Below are 18003 nucleotides of genomic sequence, written 5' to 3'. Positions count from 1 at the left end.
TCCCGTCGTCACTTGTCGATCTTCCGGTAGGGCGCCAGCTCGGTGCGTGCGATGGTCCGCTTGTGCACCTCGTCCGGACCGTCGGCGAGACGCAGGGTCCGCAGGTGGGCGTACATGCTGGCGAGCGGGAAGTCGTCGGAGACACCGCCGCCGCCGTGGACCTGGATGGCGCGGTCGACGATCTTCAGGGCCATCGCGGGCGCGGCGACCTTGATGGCCGCGATCTCCACGCGCGCTTCCTTGTTGCTGAACTCGTCCATCATCCAGGCGGCCTTCAGCGTGAGCAGGCGCGCCATCTCGATGTCGATGCGGGCTTCGGCGATCCAGTCCTGGATGTTGGCCTGCGCCGCGATCGGCTTGCCGAACGCCACGCGGGACGACGCACGGTCACACATGAGTTCCAGTGCGCGCTCGGCCATTCCGATCGCACGCATGCAGTGGTGGATTCGGCCAGGGCCGAGACGTGCCTGGCCGATCATGAAGCCGGCACCCGGTCCGGCGAGCACGTCCTTGCCGGGGACGCGGACGTTCTCGAACAGGACCTCGGCGTGACCCTCGCGGTCCTGGTACCCGAACACGGGCAGTCCGCGCAGGACGGTGACGCCCGGCGCGTCGATCGGCACGACCATCATCGACTGCTGTTCGTACGTCGACGCCTCGGGCGCGGTCTTGCCCATGACGATCAGCACCTTGCAGTTCTGGTGCAGGGCGTTCGAGGTCCACCACTTGCGGCCGTTCAGGATCCAGTCCTCGCCGTCGGCCACCATGGACATCGCGATGTTGGTCGCGTCGGAGCTGGCGACATCGGGCTCCGTCATGGCGAAGGCCGAGCGGATGGTGCCCTCGAGCAACGGGGCGAGCCACTTCTCCTTGTGCTCGTCCGTGCCGAAGCGGGTGAACACCTCCATGTTGCCGGTGTCCGGTGCGGCGCAGTTGCAGGCCTCGGGCGCGATCGCGGGGCTGCGGCCCATGATCTCCGCGAGCGGTGCGTACTCGGCGTTGGTCAGACCGGGGCCGTAGGCGGGATCCGGGTGGAAGAGGTTCCAGAGGCCGCGAGACTTGGCGTCGGCCTTGAGTTCTTCGAGTATCGGCGGCTGGAAGTGCGGATCACCGGACTCCAGGATCTGCTGGGCGTAGACCGCCTCCGCCGGGTAGACCTTCTCGTCCATGAATGCCAGCAGTCGCTGCTGGTAGTCCTTGCACCGATCCGAGTACGCGAAATCCATGTCAGCGATCCTGTCCTGGCCGTGCGGCCGTCTCGAGAGATGTTCGGTATCGACGCATCCCGGCGATCCACCGGTCGTAGTCGGCACTCTTGTGCGAGTAGAACGTGAGCACCTCGGGGTGCGGGAGAACGAGGAACTTCTCGGTCTCCATCGCCTCGAGAACGATGCGAGCGACATCCTCCGGTTCGAGGACGGTGCCGGCGCCGGTCACGGCGGACGCCGCCACCGAGGCACCCTCGGCGTCACTGTCGAAGCCCGAGTTCAGGAGCGCCGTGTTGACGCCCATCGGGCACAGGCAGCTCACCGCGATGCCCTTGTCGCCGTAGGTGACCGACAACCATTCGGCGAAGCCGACGGCGGCGTGCTTGGACACCGAGTAGGTGGCCGATCCGATCTGGGTGAGCAGGCCCGCCGCGGACGCGGTGGACAGGAAGTAGCCGTGCGTTCCGCGCTCGATCCATCGCGGGATCACCACGCGCGCAGCGCGCACATGGGCGAGGACGTTGACCGACAGCGCGGTGTCCCAGGCGGCGTCGGTGCTGTCGAGCCCCATCCCTGCCGTCGTCCCGGCATTGGCGATGTAGATGTCGAGTGGCCCGAACGCCTCCTCGACCCGCTCTATCATCTGGGCGATCACCGCGTCGTCGGCGACGTCGCCGCCGACGGCGATGCACCGCTCCCCCAGTCGCGCGGCGACCGCATCGGCGGCCGCCCCGTCGAGATCGGCGACCAGGACCGAGTTCCCGGCCTCGACCAGAGCAGTGGCGAGGGCGGCGCCGATCCCGGCGCCACCTCCCGTGACGATGGCGACCTTGTCTGTGACCCGCATCATTCAGATAGTAGGCATGCGCAGTGGGTGACGGGCTTTCAGGGTCAACGAACTCGAGGTCGACCTCGAGTTCAGAAAGTGGTCCGGTGCCGCTCCTGCTCGACGATCTCGTCGATGTCGCCGAGCCGCTCCATCGAACTGACTGCTCGGCGCGTGCGCATGTTCTTCGCCAACCGCTCGCGGTGCTTGTGCGTGAAGGCCCAGTACCCCGCCGTGAACGGACACGCGTCCTCCCCGACCCGCTTCTTGGGGTCGAACGCGCAGCCCTTGCAGTGGTCGGTCATGCGGTCGATGTACGCGCCGCCGGACGTGTAGGGCTTGGTCGCGATCACTCCCCCGTCGGCGTGCTGACTCATGCCGAAGACGTTGACGGGCATGACCCACTCGTACCCGTCGACGAAGTGCTCGGTGAACCACCGGGTGAGCGCCCGCGGGTCGTACCCCCGTTGCAGCGCATGGTTTCCCAGGATCATCAGGCGTGGGATGTGGTGCACCCACCCGCGATCGTGCACGCCGGCGAGGGCGTCGGACAGACACGCCGCGGTGACCTCCTCCGCATCCAGGGTCTGGAACCATCCGGGCAGCGGGGTGTCGGCATCGAGGGCATTGGTGCGCATGTAGTCCTCGCCCAGATGCCAGTAGAGGTGCCACACGTACTCGCGCCACCCGAGGATCTGGCGTACGAACCCCTCGACGCTCGCCAGCGGTGCCGTCCCGTCCCGGTAGGCCTGCTCGGCGGCGCGCGCCGCGTCCAACGGGTGCAGCACACCGAGGTTGAACGGCACCGACAGCAGCGAGTGCGACATGGTCCAGTCCGCCGCCATCACGGCGTCCTCGTAGGGACCGAACGTGGCGAGACGGGTGGCCACGAAGGTCTCCAGCGCCGACGCCGCCTCGGCTGCGGTGACGGCGAAGAGACGCGGTCCGTCCTCGCCGGACCAGTCGACGTCCATGGCGTCGAGATCCGCGCGCACACCGGCGTCGATGTCGTCCTCCTCGGGCCACCACGGTTCGGGAACACCGAGTGTCGTCCGCTTCTTCGGCGGCTTCTCCCTGTTCTCCGCGTCGAGGTTCCAGGTGCCGCTCACCGGGTTCTCGCCGTCCATCAGGATGTCGAACCGGCGGCGCTGCTCTCGGTAGAAGTTCTCCATCAGGAACGACTTCTTGCCGCCCGCCCACTCGGCGAAGTCCGCACGGGACAGGGCGAACGTCGGGGTCGGCACGATCTCCTCGACCAGACCCTCGTCGGCCAGCCGACGGACGAAGGCCTCCGCACGCCGCGACGTCGGTTCGTGCACGACGACCGGGCGCCCGACGCGGGCGAGGCCCTCGCGGTAGGTGTCGGCTCGGATGTACGTGGCACGGTCGCCGAGTTCGTCCGCGAGGTGCCGCATGCCGCTGAGCAACAGATGCGCCTTCTGCCGATGACCCCGTCGACGGCCCAACGCGCGCGCCGACTCGATGATGACGACGTCGCGGTCCACCATCTCCTCGGACGAGTGGACGTGGGGGCCGAGTTGATCGGCGAACACCCAGAGCGGAGCCGGAGAGGACATGCTCTGCTGTTCCCCGTCTTCCGCGGAGCCAACCGGCCGGGAACCGCTACGCGTGACCGTCCGACACCGTCGCCCGATGCCCATCCTGCTCGTTCTGTGCGTGTCGGGGAGGCAATCGCCGAGCGAGTTGCTCACTCTCGTCCGCATCACTTGCGCAATGCGGTCAGGCGAGCATGCTGTGAGGTGAGCCACACCCGGTTCGTCCACACTGTGCGCCCTCCTCTCACGACGAGGTCCGCGCACCGGCGGAGAGGAAGCCCATGACCCGATCGGACACACCGCGGGGCGATCGCATCGCGCATCCCGTGCAGCTCGTCCAGCCCGACGGGCGACGAGTGCACGACCCCGAGCACTGGCGACTCGTCGCCGACGTCGACGCCGCCCACATGCTCGACATGTACCGCGACATGGTGGTCGCTCGCCGCATCGACACCGAGGCGACCGCGCTGCAGCGCCAGGGTGAGCTGGGACTGTGGGCACCGCTGCTGGGTCAGGAAGCAGCCCAGGTGGGCTCGGCCCACGCCGTCACCGCGGACGACTACATCTTCACGAGCTACCGCGAGCACGCGGTGGCGTACTGCCGAGGCGTGCCGGTGGAGAAGCTCACCGCACTGTGGCGCGGTACTGCGCACTCCGGCTGGGACCCCGACGAGTACAACATCACCAACCCGGCGATCATCGTCGGAGCGCAGGGACTGCACGCCACCGGCTACGCCATGGCGGCGCGGCTCGACGGTGCCGAGATCGCCACTGTCGCCTACTTCGGCGACGGCGCCACCAGCGAAGGCGACATCTCGGAGGCGCTGTCGTTCTCAGTCTCTTTCGGGGCCGGCGTCGTGTTCTTCTGCCAGAACAACCACTGGGCCATCAGCGAGCCCGTTGCGCTGCAGAGTCCGCTGCCGCTCGCCTCCCGCGCCGCCGGCTTCGGCATGCCCGCCCTGCGGGTCGACGGCAACGATGCCCTCGCCGTCCTCGCCGTCACCCGTGCCGCCGCGCACCGCGCCCGCACCGGCGGAGGCCCCACGTTCATCGAGGCCATGACCTACCGCATGGGCCCGCACACCACCTCGGACGATCCGACGCGGTACCGCGCCGACGCCGAGCGCGACGTGTGGGCGGCGCGCGATCCGTTGGACCGCCTCGACAGACTGCTCACCCGCGAGGGCGCCCTGACACCGTCCGTGCGCGAGGGCATCGCCGCGACCGCCGACGACGTCGCCGCCCGGCTCCGCTCCGCCACGATCTCCGCCGTCGATCCGGAGTCGTCCACCCTGCTCGACCACGTCTACGCCGAACCCCACGCTGTGGTGGACCGCCAGAAGGAGACACTGCGATGACCACCGGAACCCTCTCCCGCGCCGGCGCGACCACCGCGTCGTCCGATCTCCACGTCAAGGGCACCCTCGGTGGTGCGATCAACGCAGGTCTCCGCGCCTCCCTCGAGGCCGACGACAAGGTCGTGCTGATGGGCCTCGACATCGGCAAGCTCGGCGGTGTGTTCCGCGTGACCGACAGACTGCAGAAGGACTTCGGCGATCAGCGCGTGCTCGACATGCCCCTCGCCGAGTCCGGCATGGTGGGCACCGCGTTCGGCATGGCGCTGCGCGGCTACCGCCCCGTCGTCGAGATCCAGTTCGACGGGTTCGTCTATCCGGCCTTCGACCAGATCGTGTCCCAGGTGGCCAAGATCCGGTACCGCACCGCCGGTCGCATCGGCGCCCCGATGGTCATCCGCATCCCGTTCGGTGGTGGCATCGGAGCCGTCGAACACCATTCGGAATCTCCCGAGGCGTACTTCGCCCACACGGCGGGCCTGCGCGTGGTCAGCCCGAGCACGCCCCACGACGCGTACTGGATGATCCAGCAGGCCGTGCACTCGGAGGACCCCGTCGTCTTCCTCGAGCCCAAGCGTCGGTACTGGGACAAGGGCAAATGGGCCACCGATGCGCCCGATCTGCCGCTGGAGGCCGCTCGCGTGTGCCGCACCGGTACCGATGCGACAGTGGTGGCCTACGGGTCGATGGTGCAGACCGCACTGAAGGCAGCCGAGGTGGCGGAGTCCGAGGGCCACAGCCTCGAGGTCATCGATCTCCGGTCCCTCTCACCGCTGGACACCGACACGGTCTGTCGGTCCGTGCGTCGGACCGGGCGCCTCGTCGTCGTGCACGAGGACACGGGCTACCTCGGCATCGCGGCGGAGGTGGCGGCCCAGGTGTCGCAGGAGTGCTTCTACTCGCTGGAGGCACCCGTCCAGCGGGTCACGGGCTTTCACGTTCCGTACCCGCCGGCACGCCTCGAGCGGCACCACCTCCCGGACGTCGATCGGATTCTCACGGGAGTCGACACGGTTCTCGCAGGCTGACGCGCCGCACGGGAATCACTGCGCCGGGTCACAGGATTCTGCCAGCCTCGTGCGCCATCATGGGGACCCGTGAGTACCACGACGACGCAACAGATCGCGCTTCGCGCCCGACGCACCACCCCTCGGTGGTGGGCACTGACAGGAGTGTCTGCGGCGGCACTGGTCGTGCTCTACGCCGTCCTGCCGCTGCTGGGCGTGCGCTACCCACCGGCGTCGGTCGCGCTCGAGGCCCTGTACGCCCCGGCCGACACGGTGCTCGACGTCATCGACGTGACGACCGTGCTGGTGGTGGTCGCCGCGCTGACGGTGGTCGCGGTGGTGCGCAAGTTGCCGTACGGCATCGGCGCGATCCTCATGCTGTGCCTCGGGTCGACCCTGACCGCCGCAGCCGGGTCGGCATGGCTGTCCGATCACATCGCGACGTCGGCACTTCCCGACGGTCGCGTGGTCGCAGCATCCTCGGTGATCGCGTCGGGGGCGCTCGTCGTGCCCGGTCGGCTGCGTCCCGTCGTCCTGGGGCTGGGCTCGGCCCTGGTCGCCGGCGTGGCCCTCGCCGCCGTGGTCACCGCGGGTGCGACAGGCATCGGCATCGTCGGGGCGCTGCTGGTGACCGGGATGTGGTGGGGCGCCGCCGGTGTCGTCATGGCGCACTCCCCCGTCGCCGCTGCCCGCGAGGCGAAGAACCCTCTCGACACCGCGGCCCTGATGCTCCGCCGCCGGTGAGCGGGCGGGGCATCAGGGCCGGGTACACCTAGAGGGCTTTGAGTTCCTCGATGACGGCGTTGACGGATTTCTTCGCGTCGCCGAAGAGCATCGACGTGCGATCCGCCGTGAAGAGCGGATTGTCGATACCGGCGTACCCGGAGCTCATCGACCGCTTGAGCACGATCACCGACCGCGACTCGTCCACGTTCAGGATCGGCATCCCGTGGATCGGCGAACTCGGATCGTTGCGCGCCGCCGGGTTGGTGACATCGTTCGCGCCGATGACGAGGGTGACATCGGTGCGGGAGAACTCCCCGTTGATGTCGTCCATCTCCTTCATCGCCTCGTACTCGACGTCGGCCTCGGCGAGCAACACGTTCATGTGACCCGGCATGCGCCCGGCCACCGGATGGATCGCGTACTTCACCTCCACGCCCTTGGACTCGAGGATCGACGCCATGTCCTTGACCGCGTGCTGGGCCTGCGCGACCGCGAGACCGTAGCCGGGCACCACGATGACCTGCGAGGCGTACGCCATCTGGATCGCCGCATCCGCCGCCGAGGTGGACTTCACCGTGCCGCCGGCATCGTCGGGGCCACCGACCGCGGACGCGCCGCCGCCACCGAAGGACCCGAACACGATCGCCGGGATCGACCGGTTCATCGCCGTCGCCATCAGGTTGGTCAGGATGGTGCCGGACGCGCCGACGATCATGCCCGCCACGATCATCGCGGTGTTGTTCAGCGCCAACCCCGCCGCCGCAGCCGACAGACCCGTCAACGCATTGAGCAGCGAGATCACCACCGGCATGTCCGCGCCGCCGATAGGGAACACCACGAACAGGCCCATCAGTGCCGCCGCGACGAGCACCAGCACGATCCACCACTGCGAGGTGCCCTCACCCGGGGTGGCGCGCAGACCGATGTAGACCGACACCGCCACCGCGAGGAGCAGCAGCACGATGTTGGTGAGCTGGAAGATGCGCGCGTTCTTCACGAACGCCTTCTCGACCTTCTTGTTCAGCAGCTCCTGCAGCTTCAGGAACGCCACCAGCGAACCCCAGAACGACACCGACCCGATGACCGCCGCGAACAGTGACCCGATGACGATGTGCACCGTCGGCTCTTCACCGTGCTGGAACGCCGAGAAACCGTCGGTCTCGATGAACTCCGACCAGGCGATCAATGCGACCGTGCCGCCGCCCACGCCGTTGAACAGCGCCACCAGCTGCGGCATCGCCGTCATCTTCGTGCGCTTGGCCGGCGGGACACCCAGCAGGACACCGATGGCCAGACCGGCGGCGATGAGGATCCAGTTGATCGCCGCCGTGTCGCGGACCTCGATCAGAGTCGCCACCACGGCGATACCCATACCGACAGCGGCGATCCAGTTGCCGCGCACCGCCGTCTTCGGGCCGGTCAGACCCATCAGGCCGTAGATGAACATCGCGAACGCGACGATGTAGAGGATGTTGACGAGATTGTTCATCAGGAATCAGCACCCTTCTCGCCGGTTGCCGTCGACACAGCAGCGGGCGCCTTCTTGCCCTTGAACATGCCGAGCATGCGGTCGGTCACCAGGAACCCACCGACGACGTTGAGCGTGCCGAAGATCAACGCGACGAACGCGATGATCCGCACACCCCACGGCGCGTCCTCCGGCAACCGGCCCAACACGATGAGGGCGCCGAGCACGACGATGCCGTGGATGGCGTTGGTACCCGACATCAGCGGCGTGTGCAGCGTGTTGGGCACCTTGGAGATGACAGCGAAACCGACGAACCCGGCCAGGACCAGGATCGCGATGTTCGCGAGCAACGGTGTGTACATCAGTAGCTTTCCCTCCAGGAGCCGGATTCGTCGATCGAGTCATCGACGAAGAGGTCGACGTAGTGGTAGTAGCTGCCGTTGCCGGGTGGCGCCATCATGCGATCGATGATCGTGGTCAGGGGAACCACCAGCAGATCGTGCAGCAGGTGACCGATCACGACCTCACCTCCGATGTGGCTACGGCGTGGGTGACGCAGGACTTCGCGAGGACCTCGTCGGAGAAGTCGGGCGCGAACGCACCGTTCTCGTCGAGCATCAGCTCGATCAGCGCCGAGATGTTCTTCGAGTACAGCTCACTCGCGTGCTCGGGCATCGTCGCCGGCAAATTCAGCGGCGAGGCGATGATGACGTCGTTCTTCACCACCGTGCGACCCGGCTCGGTGAGCTCGCAGTTGCCACCGGTCTCCCCCGCGAGGTCCACCACGACACTGCCCGGTCGCATCCCCGCGGCAGCCGCCGCGGTGACCAACTTCGGCGCCGGACGACCCGGCACCAGAGCGGTGGTGATGACGACGTCGAACGTCGAGATCGCCTTCTCCAGCGCCGCCTGCTGCTGCGCACGCTCGTCCTCGGTGAGCTCACGGGCATACCCGCCCTCACCGGCAGCGTCGATCCCCAGATCCAGCCACTGCGCACCGACCGAGCGCACCTGATCGGCCACCTCGGGACGCACGTCGTACCCGGTGGCGCGGCCACCGAGACGCTTCGCCGTCGCCAACGCCTGCAACCCCGCCACACCCACACCGAGCACCAGCACCGTCGCCGGCTTCACCGTGCCCGCCGCGGTGGTCAGCATCGGGAAGAACCGCGTCGACTCCGACGCCGCCAGCAGCACCGCCTTGTAGCCGGCGACGTTGGCCTGCGAGGACAACGCGTCCATCACCTGTGCACGGGAGATACGCGGAATCGCTTCCACCGCGAAAGCCTGCACACCCGCAGCGGTCAACTCGGGAATGATCGTGTCCGCGTTGCGCGGCGCGAGGAAGCCGACGAGCGTCGACCCGCGACGGAGCTTGCGCACCTCCGCAGACGACGGCGGCGCCACCTTCGCCACGATGTCCGCGCTGTACGGATCACCGATGCTCGCACCGGCGTCGACGTACAGCTGATCGGGGATCAGAGCGCCCAGACCGGCACCCGCCTCCACCACCACGCGCACACCCTTGCCCGTCAGCGCGGCGACCACCTTGGGGACCAGCGCCACCCGGCGCTCCCCCTCGTTCGTCTCACGCACGACGCCGACCAGCGTCCCTGCTTCTCGAGAATCTTCCACCAGCTGTACTTCCTGTGAATGGCGGCACGTCCGCGTCCCGCGGAGCTGCACTGCCGCCGACTGTCGTCGGTTCCGAGAACGACCTCGTCGACGGTGGCTCATGTTCGCCCGCGTCAGAGGTCCTGGAGTCGGCCGGGTGGGCCCACCGCAAGGTAACGCACGACACAGACATACCGAGCGTCGAGGTCGAATGTGAGGCGGAGGTCATAACGGACCGAGTGTGTCGGTGCGACTTGGCACACTCGCTTCATGACCACCGACAGTGCCGACCCCGCATCCGACGTTCCGCAGCCCGTGCTGGAGGCCGTCCGGTCCGCGTCCCGCGTCGCCGTGCTCACCGGGGCCGGGATGTCCGCGCAGTCGGGCGTGCCGACGTTCCGCGACGCGCAGACCGGGCTGTGGGAGCGGTACTCCCCGGAGGAGCTGGCCAGCCCCGACGCGTTCGTCCGCGATCCGGATCTGGTGTGGGCCTGGTACCGCCGACGAGCGCAGCTCGTGGCCGCCTCGAGCCCGAACGCCGGTCATGTGGCCCTCGCGCAGTGGCAGAGGTCCGCACCGCAGCAGACCGTCGAGATCGCCACGCAGAACGTCGACGACCTGCACGAGCGCGCCGGGTCCACCGTGCTGGCCCACGTCCACGGCACACTGGCCGCGGTGCGGTGCTCGATCTGCGAGGAGCCTTTCGAGGGACCGGTCGACGACGTCGAGGACGGCGCGGAACGCATCGCGCCGCCTGCGTGCGGTCTGTGCGGAAGTCCGGTCCGCCCCGGTGTCGTGTGGTTCGGCGAGCCGCTCCCGGAAGCGGAGTGGGCAGCGGTCGCGGCGTCCGTCGAGGCCGCCGACGCCGTCCTGGTCGTGGGAACGTCCGGCGTGGTCTACCCCTTCGCGGGGCTTCCCGCTCAGGCTCGCAGCGCGGGCGCCGTCGTCATCGAGATCAACCCGGACGAGACCGCGGTCTCCGACATGGCCCACCACGTCTGGCGGGCGACCGCGGCCGACTCCCTGCCTGCACTCGTCGCCGCCGTCACGGAGCAGCAGCGATGACCGAGTGCGTGTTCTGCGACATCGTCGCCCGCCGCGCCCCCGCGACGATCGTCCACGAGACCGACTCGGTGCTCGCGTTCCTCGACATCCGGCCCGTCACCCGCGGGCACACCCTGGTGGTTCCCAAGGTGCACTCCTCGGGGCTCGAGACACTCGACCCGGTCGTGGGTGGGCAGGTCTTCGCCGCCGGCCAGGCCCTGGCCGGCGCGATGCGCCGCAGCACCCTGGCGGCGGACGGGGTCAACCTCGCCATGAACGACGGACGCGCCGCCTTCCAGACCGTGTTCCACTCGCACCTGCATGTCGTACCTCGCCACCACGGCGATCGCATCCGCTTCGTCGCCGGCATGATCACGCGGCGTCAGAGCGAGCCCGAGGCGACCGCCCGGGCAATTCGGGCCGCACTCGCCTCCTGAGGTCCGATGCAGCCGCTCAGGCGGCGGCGAAGAACCAGGAGACCACGAGAGCACCGGGGTCGATGACGCCGCGCGCCGCGTCGCCGATGTAGCTGGCGCGGCCACGCTGGGCGACGGTGTCCGTCGTGGACTCGGCACCGCGCGTCGCAGCCTCGGCAGCCGCGGCGAGGGCCGCCGAGAGCTCGACCGATCCGGCGTCCCCCAGAGCTCGCGCCGCCGGGTCCAGCGCGTCCACCATGGTCTTGTCTCCCGGCTGCGCACCGCCGAGATCGGTGATGGCGGCCAGTCCGTCGGCCACTCCCGCGGCGATGCTCGCGGTGCTCGCCCCGGGACCGTCGAAGGCGACCGAGACCCGGTGGAAGAACGCACCGAAGAGAGCGCCGGACGTTCCGCCCGCATTGCCGAGGAACCCACGAGCCAGGATCTCGAACACCGCTGCGGGCGAGGCACTCTCGTCCACCGCGAAGTCGGCCAGACCGATCTGCATGTTCACTCCGAAGTCGCCGTCACCGGCTCGGCGATCGAGGTCGGTGAGCTCGTCGATCGACGACCGGACACGCTCGACGAACGACGAGACCCAGGTGGTGACGAACGGGTCGGCCGCGCCGCCCGGAAGCTCCGACACCGCTGCCGCGTCCGTGTCGTCCACGGCGTCGTCGTGCAGGTCCTGCGCCGGCGAGCGGGGCCACGCGGGCGCCTCGGTCGGGGCGTCCCACAAACCGAGGATCTCGTCGTCGCAGCGGACGGCGGTCAACGACACCCCCGCCATGTCGAACGCCGTCACGAGGCTCCCGACGAGCGTGCGTCGGACGGTGATGCCGCGCCCCTCGAGATACCGCAGCGCGGCACCGAAGACGATGTCGAGTTCGAGCGGGTGGGTCGCGCCGAGTCCGTTGACGATGAGCACGACGTCCTCGCCGCCGGACAGTCCCAGCGAATCGGCCACGGGTCCGAGCAGCGCCTCGGCGATCTCGGTGGCGGTGAGCGTCGCGACGCGCGCGGTGCCGCGTTCGCCGTGGATACCGACACCGAGTTCGACCTCGTCGTCGCCGAGCTCGAAGGACGGGGACGACGCGCCCGGAACCGTGCACGGACGGAAGGCCACCGCCATGCTGCGAGAGCCCTCGGCGACCCGCCGCCCCAGCGCGGCGACGGAGGCGAGGTCGTCGCCGCGAGCAGCGGCGGCGCCGCAGATCTTCTCGACGGCCACCGTCGCGGCGGTTCCGCGTCGGCCGGGCCCGTCCTCGCTCTCGGACGCGACGTCGTCGGCCACGAGCACCGTCTCGACCGTGATGCCGTCGGCAGCACACAGATCGGCCGCGATGCGGAAGTTGATGACGTCGCCGGTGTAGTTCTTGACCACGTGGATCACGCCGGCACCGGCCTCGACGGCCCGCGTCGCCGCCTCGATCTGCAGCGCGTTCGGGCTCGTGAACACAGACCCCGGCACCGCCGCGTCCAACATCCCGGCGCCGACGAAGCCGGAGTGGAGCGGTTCGTGGCCGGAACCACCGCCCGACATCACGGCCCACGCGCCCGTGCGTCGTGCGGCTGCGGCGCGTGAAGTATCCGGGCCGTTCGACGAAGCGGAGGTCCGCGCTGCGCCGGGCGGCGGCGCGGCAGGCGTCGACGATGACGCGGGACGGATCATCGATCATCTTGTGCAGCGACATGCACCCGACACTAACCACGTCTGCACACCCGACGCGTGCGTACTGACCTACGCTCCCGCCATGCGCCTGTTCCTCGCGTCCTACCGATTCGGGCTCGCCCGTGACCGGTTCCTCGAACTGACCGGACCACCCGGCCGCATCGCCGTCATCGCCAACGCGGCGGACTCCTGGCCCGACGCCGCGCGCGCGTCCGCGGTCACCAGTGAGTTCACCCTCCTGCGCTCGGCGGGTTTCCTCCCTGTCGAGGTCGACCTGCGCGAGTTGATGCCGAGCACGGCGCACGACGTCCTGGCTGCCTTCCCCGCCGTGTGGGTCCGCGGTGGGAACACCTTCGTGCTCCGGCGCAGGATGGCCTCGTCCGGTGCAGACGAGGCGATCGCTCGACTGCTCGCGGAGGATGCCGTCGTGTACGGCGGGTACAGCGCCGGAGCCTGCGTGCTGGGTCCGACGCTGCGGGGCGTGGAGTACGCCGACCCGCCCGGCGAGGTGGAGCCGACCACGGGCGAGGACGTGCTGTGGACCGGCCTGGGGATCATCGACGACGTGCTCGTGCCGCACTGGGCGTCGGACACTCTGGATCCCGACGGCGCGTCGGCCGCGATGGCCGCGGCGTGCGACGCGGCGGGAACGCCGTACCGCACGCTCACCGACGACCAGGTCTACGTCGTCGACGGCGGCGTTGCCGCGGTGATCTGACTGTCAGCCGCTGTGCGCGATGGGCATCTGGAACGGCGCGAGCCGGTCCATCGCCGACCACGCGAGCCGGCAACGCCGCACGGTCATCTCGTCGGCGTCACGGAGCAACGCATCGAGCAGCAGGCCCGGACGTTCGGACCACTGGGCGGCGAGGGCGTCCATCTCGGCGTCGGTGAACAGTCCCGAGCGTCGTAGCGCCGACGTCCACTCGGTCACCTCGCCACGATGGAGCGACTCGAGGGTGTCGTAGTCGACGCCGCCGGAGACGAAGTCGTAGGAGAACAGCGCCGCCGCGCACTCGAACGGGGTGTTCTTCGTCGGTCTGCGCGACGCTGTCGTCGATGGTGCAGATGCCGACCGTGTGATGTCGTGTGACGGTGCCATGAGTGCCTCCTTCTCGCCCCCTCGGTCTCGGCCCACGTGCCGATCTCCGTCATCCGGACGCTAATCCTCCGACGTGCTCTTGTCGGCACCCATCGGGGCACGATCTGGTAACAGAGTTGCTCGTGTGACTGATGTGAACATCGGCCGGACGTCGACCCGGCCACCGTTCGACGCGGTCTCCCACTGTCCCGCACCGTGTCTCGTCATTCCGGCGAGGTCACGGGCAGGGCTGGGGGTAGCGTCGAGACGTAGGACCCGCCGGTCGAGGAAGGTGAGCATCATCGACGATCTCGTGACGTCCCTGACAGACGCGGTCGGAGCCGCCATCGTGGTGACCGATCCGGACATCACCGCCGGCTATCGCCAGGACTGGGCCCGCGATCCGAACGCCGGCACTCCCCTCGCCGTCGTGCGCGCCACCAGCACGGCCGACGTCCGCGCCGTCATGCTCTGGGCCACCGAGCATTCCGTCCCGGTGGTGCCGCGCGGCGCGGGATCCGGTCTGTCCGGTGGTGCGACCGCCGTCGACGGCGGCATCGTGCTGACGACCGAGGCGATGCGCGCCGTCACCGTCGACCCGGTGACGCGGACGGCCGTGGTCCAACCCGGTCTGCTCAACGTCGAGGTCAAGGCCGCTGCGGCCGAACACGGCCTGTGGTACCCACCGGATCCGTCGTCGTTCGAGATGTGTTCGATCGGCGGCAACGCCGCCACCAACGCCGGCGGCCTGTGCTGCGTCAAGTACGGGGTGACCACGGACTACATCCTCGGTCTCGAGGTGGTCCTCGCCGACGGCACCGTCGTGAACCTGGGCGGCCCGCGTCTGAAGGACTCGGCCGGCCTGTCGCTGACCAAACTCTTCGTCGGCAGCGAGGGCGTCCTCGGCATCATCACCGAGGTGACGCTGCGACTGATCCCGGCTCAGCCACCCGCGAGCACGGTCGTGGCCACCTTCACCCGCCTGTCCGACGCGACCGACGCCATTCTGGCGATCACCCGCTCGCTGCGGCCCGCCATGCTCGAGTTCATGGACTCCACGTCGATCAACGCCGTGGAGGACGCCATGAAGATGGGCCTCGACCGCACGGCGGCAGCGATGCTCATCGCCCGCTCCGACTCACCCGGCGCGCACCGCACCGAGGAGACCGAGACCATGGCCGCGGCGTGCACGGCCGCCGGCGCCGACGAGGTGTTCGTGACCGACGATCCCGACGAGGGCGAAGCGTTCGCCGCAGCCCGGCGCTTCGCCATCCCCGCCGTCGAACGCACCGGATCCCTCCTGCTCGAGGACGTCGGAGTTCCGCTGCCCGCACTCGCGGACCTGGTGCAGGGAATCGCGAAGATCGCCGATGCCCGCGGCGTCGTCGTCGCCGTCATCGCCCATGCGGGCGACGGGAACACGCACCCGCTGATCGTGTTCGACCCCGAGGACGCGGACATGGAGGAACGTGCGCACCAGGCATTCGGCGAGATCATGACGCTCGCGATCTCGTTGGGCGGCACCATCACCGGGGAACACGGTGTCGGCCGGCTCAAGAAGGCGTGGTTGCCGGATCAGGTGGGCGAGGACGTCATGGAGCTGACCCGGCGCATCAAGCACGCCCTCGATCCCGCGGGCATCCTGAATCCCGGTGCCGTGCTCTAGTTCCGGGTGTACCCGTCGGCGACCTCGAGCACCTCGTCGAGGATCTCGAGTCCGCGACGGATGTCCTCCTCCGTCGTGACGAGCGGCGGCGCGATCTGCAGCCGATTGCCCGCCACGAACGGCCACAGCCCGCGCTCCTTGGCCGCCTTCGTGACGGCCGCCATGGGAGCTGCGACGGCGCCGGTGGCGTTGAACGGTGTCAGCGGCTCGCGGGTGCCCTTGTCCGTCACCAGTTCGACGGCCCAGAAGAACCCCATGCCCCGCACGTCACCCACGCTCGGATGCGCCTCACCCAGCTTGGTGAGCCCCGGCCCGAGGACGCCTTCCCCCACGGCGCGGACGTGGCCCAGGATGTCGTCGCGCTCGAACACCCGGATCGACGCGATACCGGCGGCGCAGCCGAGCACGTGGCCCGAGTAGGTCAGACCTCCCGGATACGGCGTGTGGTCGTACCGCTGCGCGATCTCTTCGGAGATCACCACTCCGCCGAGCGGGACGTAGCCGGAGTTCACACCCTTCGCGAACGTGATCAGATCGGGCTCGACGCCCCACGCCTGGCACGCGAACCAGTGCCCGGTCCGGCCGAAGCCCACCATCACCTCGTCGGCGATGTACACGATGCCGTAGCGAGTGCAGAGTTCGCGGACACCGGCCAGATATCCCGGCGGCGGGACCAGCACGCCGTTGGTGCCGACCACCGACTCGAGAATGAGCCCCGCGATGTTCTGCGGTCCCTCCAGCGTGATGACCATCTCGAGGTGGGCCAGCGCCGCGGCCGTCTCCTCCTCGGGGCCGATCGAATTCCACGGTGACCGATAGGGATACGGCCCGAAGAACCGGGCGACGTCGACGTTGGTCGGCTCGGTTCCCCACCGGCGCGGCTCTCCCGTCAGACCGATGGCCACACCGGTGCCGCCGTGGTACGACCGGTACGCGGCCAGCATCTTGGTCCGCCCGGTGTGCTGGCGAGCGAACCGCACGGCGTGCTCGACGGCCTCGGCCCCGCCCGTGGTGAAGAAGACCCGGTTCAGGTCACCGGGAGCGCGCTCGGCGATCAGTCGAGCGAGTTCGCTGCGCTTGTCGTTCGCGACCGTCGGGGAGATGGTGGTGAGCACACCGGCCTGCTCGACGATCGCCGCCACGATGTCGGGGTGCTGGTGTCCGATGTTGACGTTGACCAGCTGCGAGGAGAAGTCGAGGTACTTCCTGCCCTGGTCGTCCCAGAAGTAGGACCCGGACGCCCCGGTGATGGTGACCGGGTTCAGCTCCGCCTGGGCGGACCAGGAATAGAAGACATGGTCGGTCATGTACCACCTCCGTTATCGGGCGATTCCGGATTCCGTCGCCACCTCTGACGTCATCATGGCAGGAAGAACCGACTCGCCGTAGGCATCCAGCGTCGCGGTCTTCGCATCGTGTTGGAGGTAGACCGCGAACTGGTCCACACCGAGCGACTCGAGCTGCCGGAGTCGCTGCACGTGCTGCTCGGGCGAGCCCAGGATGCAGAACCGGTCGACGATCTCGTCGGGCACGAAGTCGGCGTGCGTGTTGCCGGCTCTGCCGTGTTGGTTGTAGTCGTACCCCTGGCGGCCGGCGATGTAGTCCGTGAGAGCGGCCGGGACACCGGAGGTCGCTCCGTAGCGGGACACGATGTCCGCGACGTGGTTTCCCACCATGCCGCCGAACCACCGGCACTGATCACGGGCATGCGCGGCGGCGGCCGCGGAACCGTCGGTGACATAGGCGGGGGCGGCGACGCAGATGGTCACGGCATCGGGGTCGCGCCCCGCCTTCTCGGCGGCGTCGCGGACGGTGGCCACGGTCCACTCGACGATGTCGGGATCAGCGAGTTGCAGGATGAACCCGTCGGCGACCTGCCCGGTGAGTTCCAGTGCCCGCGGGCCGTATCCGGCGATCCACACCTCGAGCTCGGACCGCGACGCCCACGGCAGCCGCACGGTGGTCTCGCCGATGCGGGCGGACCGCCCGTTGCCGAGTTCGCGGATGATCTCCACCGACTCGGCGAGCCGCGCGATCGTGGTGGGCTTCCCACCCAGAGTGCGCACCGCGGAGTCGCCGCGACCGATCCCGCACACGGTGCGGTTGCCGAACATCTCGTTGAGTGTGGCGAACGTCGATGCCGTCACCGTGACGTCCCGCGTCGACGGGTTGGTCACCATCGGTCCGACGACCACCGTGCGGGTGCTCGCGAGGATCTGACTGTGGATGACGTAGGGCTCCTGCCACAGCAGGTGTGAGTCGAAGGTCCACACGTGGGAGAAGCCGTGCGTCTCGGCGATGCGAGCGAGTTCGACCACCCGCGAACTGGGCGGTGTGCACTGCAGCACCACTCCGAAGTCCATC

17 protein-coding genes and 1 pseudogene are annotated in these 18003 nt (G+C 69.0%); 7 read left to right on the top strand and 11 right to left on the bottom strand.

Annotated elements, in window-relative coordinates:
- Nucleotides 1-8 precede the first annotated feature (8 nt).
- The 3 genes from QE449_RS06490 to QE449_RS06480 all read right to left on the bottom strand — a co-directional run bounded on the left by QE449_RS06490 (nt 9) and on the right by QE449_RS06480 (nt 3611).
- The gene (locus tag QE449_RS06490; protein ID WP_027507258.1) at nt 9-1226 is read right to left on the bottom strand and encodes an acyl-CoA dehydrogenase family protein; all 1218 of its coding nucleotides are present in this window, start codon (nt 1224-1226) and stop codon (nt 9-11) included.
- A gap of 1 nt (nt 1227) precedes the next feature.
- Nucleotides 1228-2055, bottom strand: a complete 828-nt coding sequence (locus tag QE449_RS06485; RefSeq protein ID WP_027507259.1) for an SDR family oxidoreductase — start codon at nt 2053-2055, stop codon at nt 1228-1230.
- A 71-nt stretch (nt 2056-2126) separates the two neighbouring features.
- On the bottom strand, nt 2127-3611 hold the full coding sequence (locus QE449_RS06480) for a cryptochrome/photolyase family protein (RefSeq protein WP_307108497.1): 1485 nt from the start codon (nt 3609-3611) through the stop codon (nt 2127-2129).
- Between the two features lie 260 nt (nt 3612-3871).
- Between QE449_RS06480 and pdhA the strand changes: the two genes are divergently transcribed.
- From pdhA to QE449_RS06465, 3 genes are all read left to right on the top strand, one after another.
- The gene (pdhA, locus tag QE449_RS06475) at nt 3872-4948 is read left to right on the top strand and encodes a pyruvate dehydrogenase (acetyl-transferring) E1 component subunit alpha (RefSeq protein WP_056448450.1); all 1077 of its coding nucleotides are present in this window, start codon (nt 3872-3874) and stop codon (nt 4946-4948) included.
- Nucleotides 4945-5973, top strand: a complete 1029-nt coding sequence (locus tag QE449_RS06470) for an alpha-ketoacid dehydrogenase subunit beta (protein WP_307108496.1) — start codon at nt 4945-4947, stop codon at nt 5971-5973. The genes pdhA and QE449_RS06470 overlap by 4 nt, the downstream gene beginning before the upstream one ends.
- Before the next feature lie 69 nt (nt 5974-6042).
- Nucleotides 6043-6696 (top strand): hypothetical protein, encoded by a 654-nt coding sequence (locus QE449_RS06465; protein ID WP_056448448.1) that lies wholly within the window; start codon nt 6043-6045, stop codon nt 6694-6696.
- A gap of 28 nt (nt 6697-6724) precedes the next feature.
- On the opposite strand, the gene QE449_RS06460 is transcribed toward QE449_RS06465, so the two are convergent.
- The 4 genes from QE449_RS06460 to QE449_RS06445 are packed head-to-tail and all read right to left on the bottom strand — an operon-like array spanning nt 6725 to nt 9742.
- On the bottom strand, nt 6725-8167 hold the full coding sequence (locus tag QE449_RS06460; RefSeq protein ID WP_307091923.1) for an NAD(P)(+) transhydrogenase (Re/Si-specific) subunit beta: 1443 nt from the start codon (nt 8165-8167) through the stop codon (nt 6725-6727).
- On the bottom strand, nt 8167-8508 hold the full coding sequence (locus tag QE449_RS06455; protein ID WP_056448442.1) for an NAD(P) transhydrogenase subunit alpha: 342 nt from the start codon (nt 8506-8508) through the stop codon (nt 8167-8169). Before QE449_RS06455 ends, QE449_RS06460 begins: the two co-directional genes overlap by 1 nt.
- Entirely contained in the window at nt 8508-8666 is a 159-nt protein-coding gene (locus QE449_RS06450) for a hypothetical protein (RefSeq protein ID WP_307108495.1), read from the bottom strand. The genes QE449_RS06455 and QE449_RS06450 overlap by 1 nt, the downstream gene beginning before the upstream one ends.
- Entirely contained in the window at nt 8663-9742 is a 1080-nt protein-coding gene (locus QE449_RS06445) for an NAD(P) transhydrogenase subunit alpha (RefSeq protein WP_373428266.1), read from the bottom strand. Before QE449_RS06445 ends, QE449_RS06450 begins: the two co-directional genes overlap by 4 nt.
- 288 nt (nt 9743-10030) lie before the next feature.
- Here QE449_RS06445 and QE449_RS06440 point away from each other — a divergent pair, with 288 nt between their 5' ends.
- Complete coding sequence (locus tag QE449_RS06440; RefSeq protein ID WP_027504970.1) at nt 10031-10825, top strand: NAD-dependent deacylase; 795 nt, start codon at nt 10031-10033, stop codon at nt 10823-10825.
- A complete protein-coding gene (locus QE449_RS06435; RefSeq protein WP_027504969.1) occupies nt 10822-11241 on the top strand; it encodes an HIT family protein in 420 nt (139 codons plus the stop codon). The genes QE449_RS06440 and QE449_RS06435 overlap by 4 nt, the downstream gene beginning before the upstream one ends.
- A gap of 16 nt (nt 11242-11257) precedes the next feature.
- Here the strand turns inward: QE449_RS06435 and dhaL are convergent.
- A pseudogene (dhaL, locus tag QE449_RS06430) lies at nt 11258-12914 on the bottom strand (dihydroxyacetone kinase subunit DhaL).
- 60 nt (nt 12915-12974) lie between these two features.
- Here dhaL and QE449_RS06425 point away from each other — a divergent pair.
- Nucleotides 12975-13610: a Type 1 glutamine amidotransferase-like domain-containing protein gene (locus QE449_RS06425; protein ID WP_373428265.1), complete on the top strand. Its 636-nt coding sequence runs from the start codon at nt 12975-12977 to the stop codon at nt 13608-13610.
- Nucleotides 13611-13613: 3 nt separating this feature from the next.
- On the opposite strand, the gene QE449_RS06420 is transcribed toward QE449_RS06425, so the two are convergent.
- Entirely contained in the window at nt 13614-13994 is a 381-nt protein-coding gene (locus QE449_RS06420; RefSeq protein WP_231476246.1) for a hypothetical protein, read from the bottom strand.
- Between the two features lie 271 nt (nt 13995-14265).
- Between QE449_RS06420 and QE449_RS06415 the strand changes: the two genes are divergently transcribed.
- Nucleotides 14266-15639 carry an FAD-binding oxidoreductase gene (locus QE449_RS06415; RefSeq protein WP_204868670.1) on the top strand — a complete coding sequence of 458 codons (1374 nt, stop codon included), beginning with the start codon at nt 14266-14268 and terminating at the stop codon, nt 15637-15639.
- On the opposite strand, the gene QE449_RS06410 is transcribed toward QE449_RS06415, so the two are convergent.
- Nucleotides 15636-16946, bottom strand: a complete 1311-nt coding sequence (locus tag QE449_RS06410) for an aspartate aminotransferase family protein (protein WP_307108491.1) — start codon at nt 16944-16946, stop codon at nt 15636-15638. The genes QE449_RS06415 and QE449_RS06410 overlap by 4 nt on opposite strands.
- 12 nt (nt 16947-16958) lie before the next feature.
- Entirely contained in the window at nt 16959-18002 is a 1044-nt protein-coding gene (locus tag QE449_RS06405) for a TIGR03842 family LLM class F420-dependent oxidoreductase (protein WP_307108490.1), read from the bottom strand.
- Nucleotide 18003: the final 1 nt, after the last annotated feature.

It is taken from the genome of Rhodococcus sp. SORGH_AS_0303 (assembly GCF_030819335.1).
In the GTDB taxonomy this organism is placed as follows: Bacteria; Actinomycetota; Actinomycetes; order Mycobacteriales; family Mycobacteriaceae; genus Rhodococcoides.
Note: the sequence above shows the minus strand (reverse complement) of the source record. Positions and strands in the feature narration are given on the sequence as shown.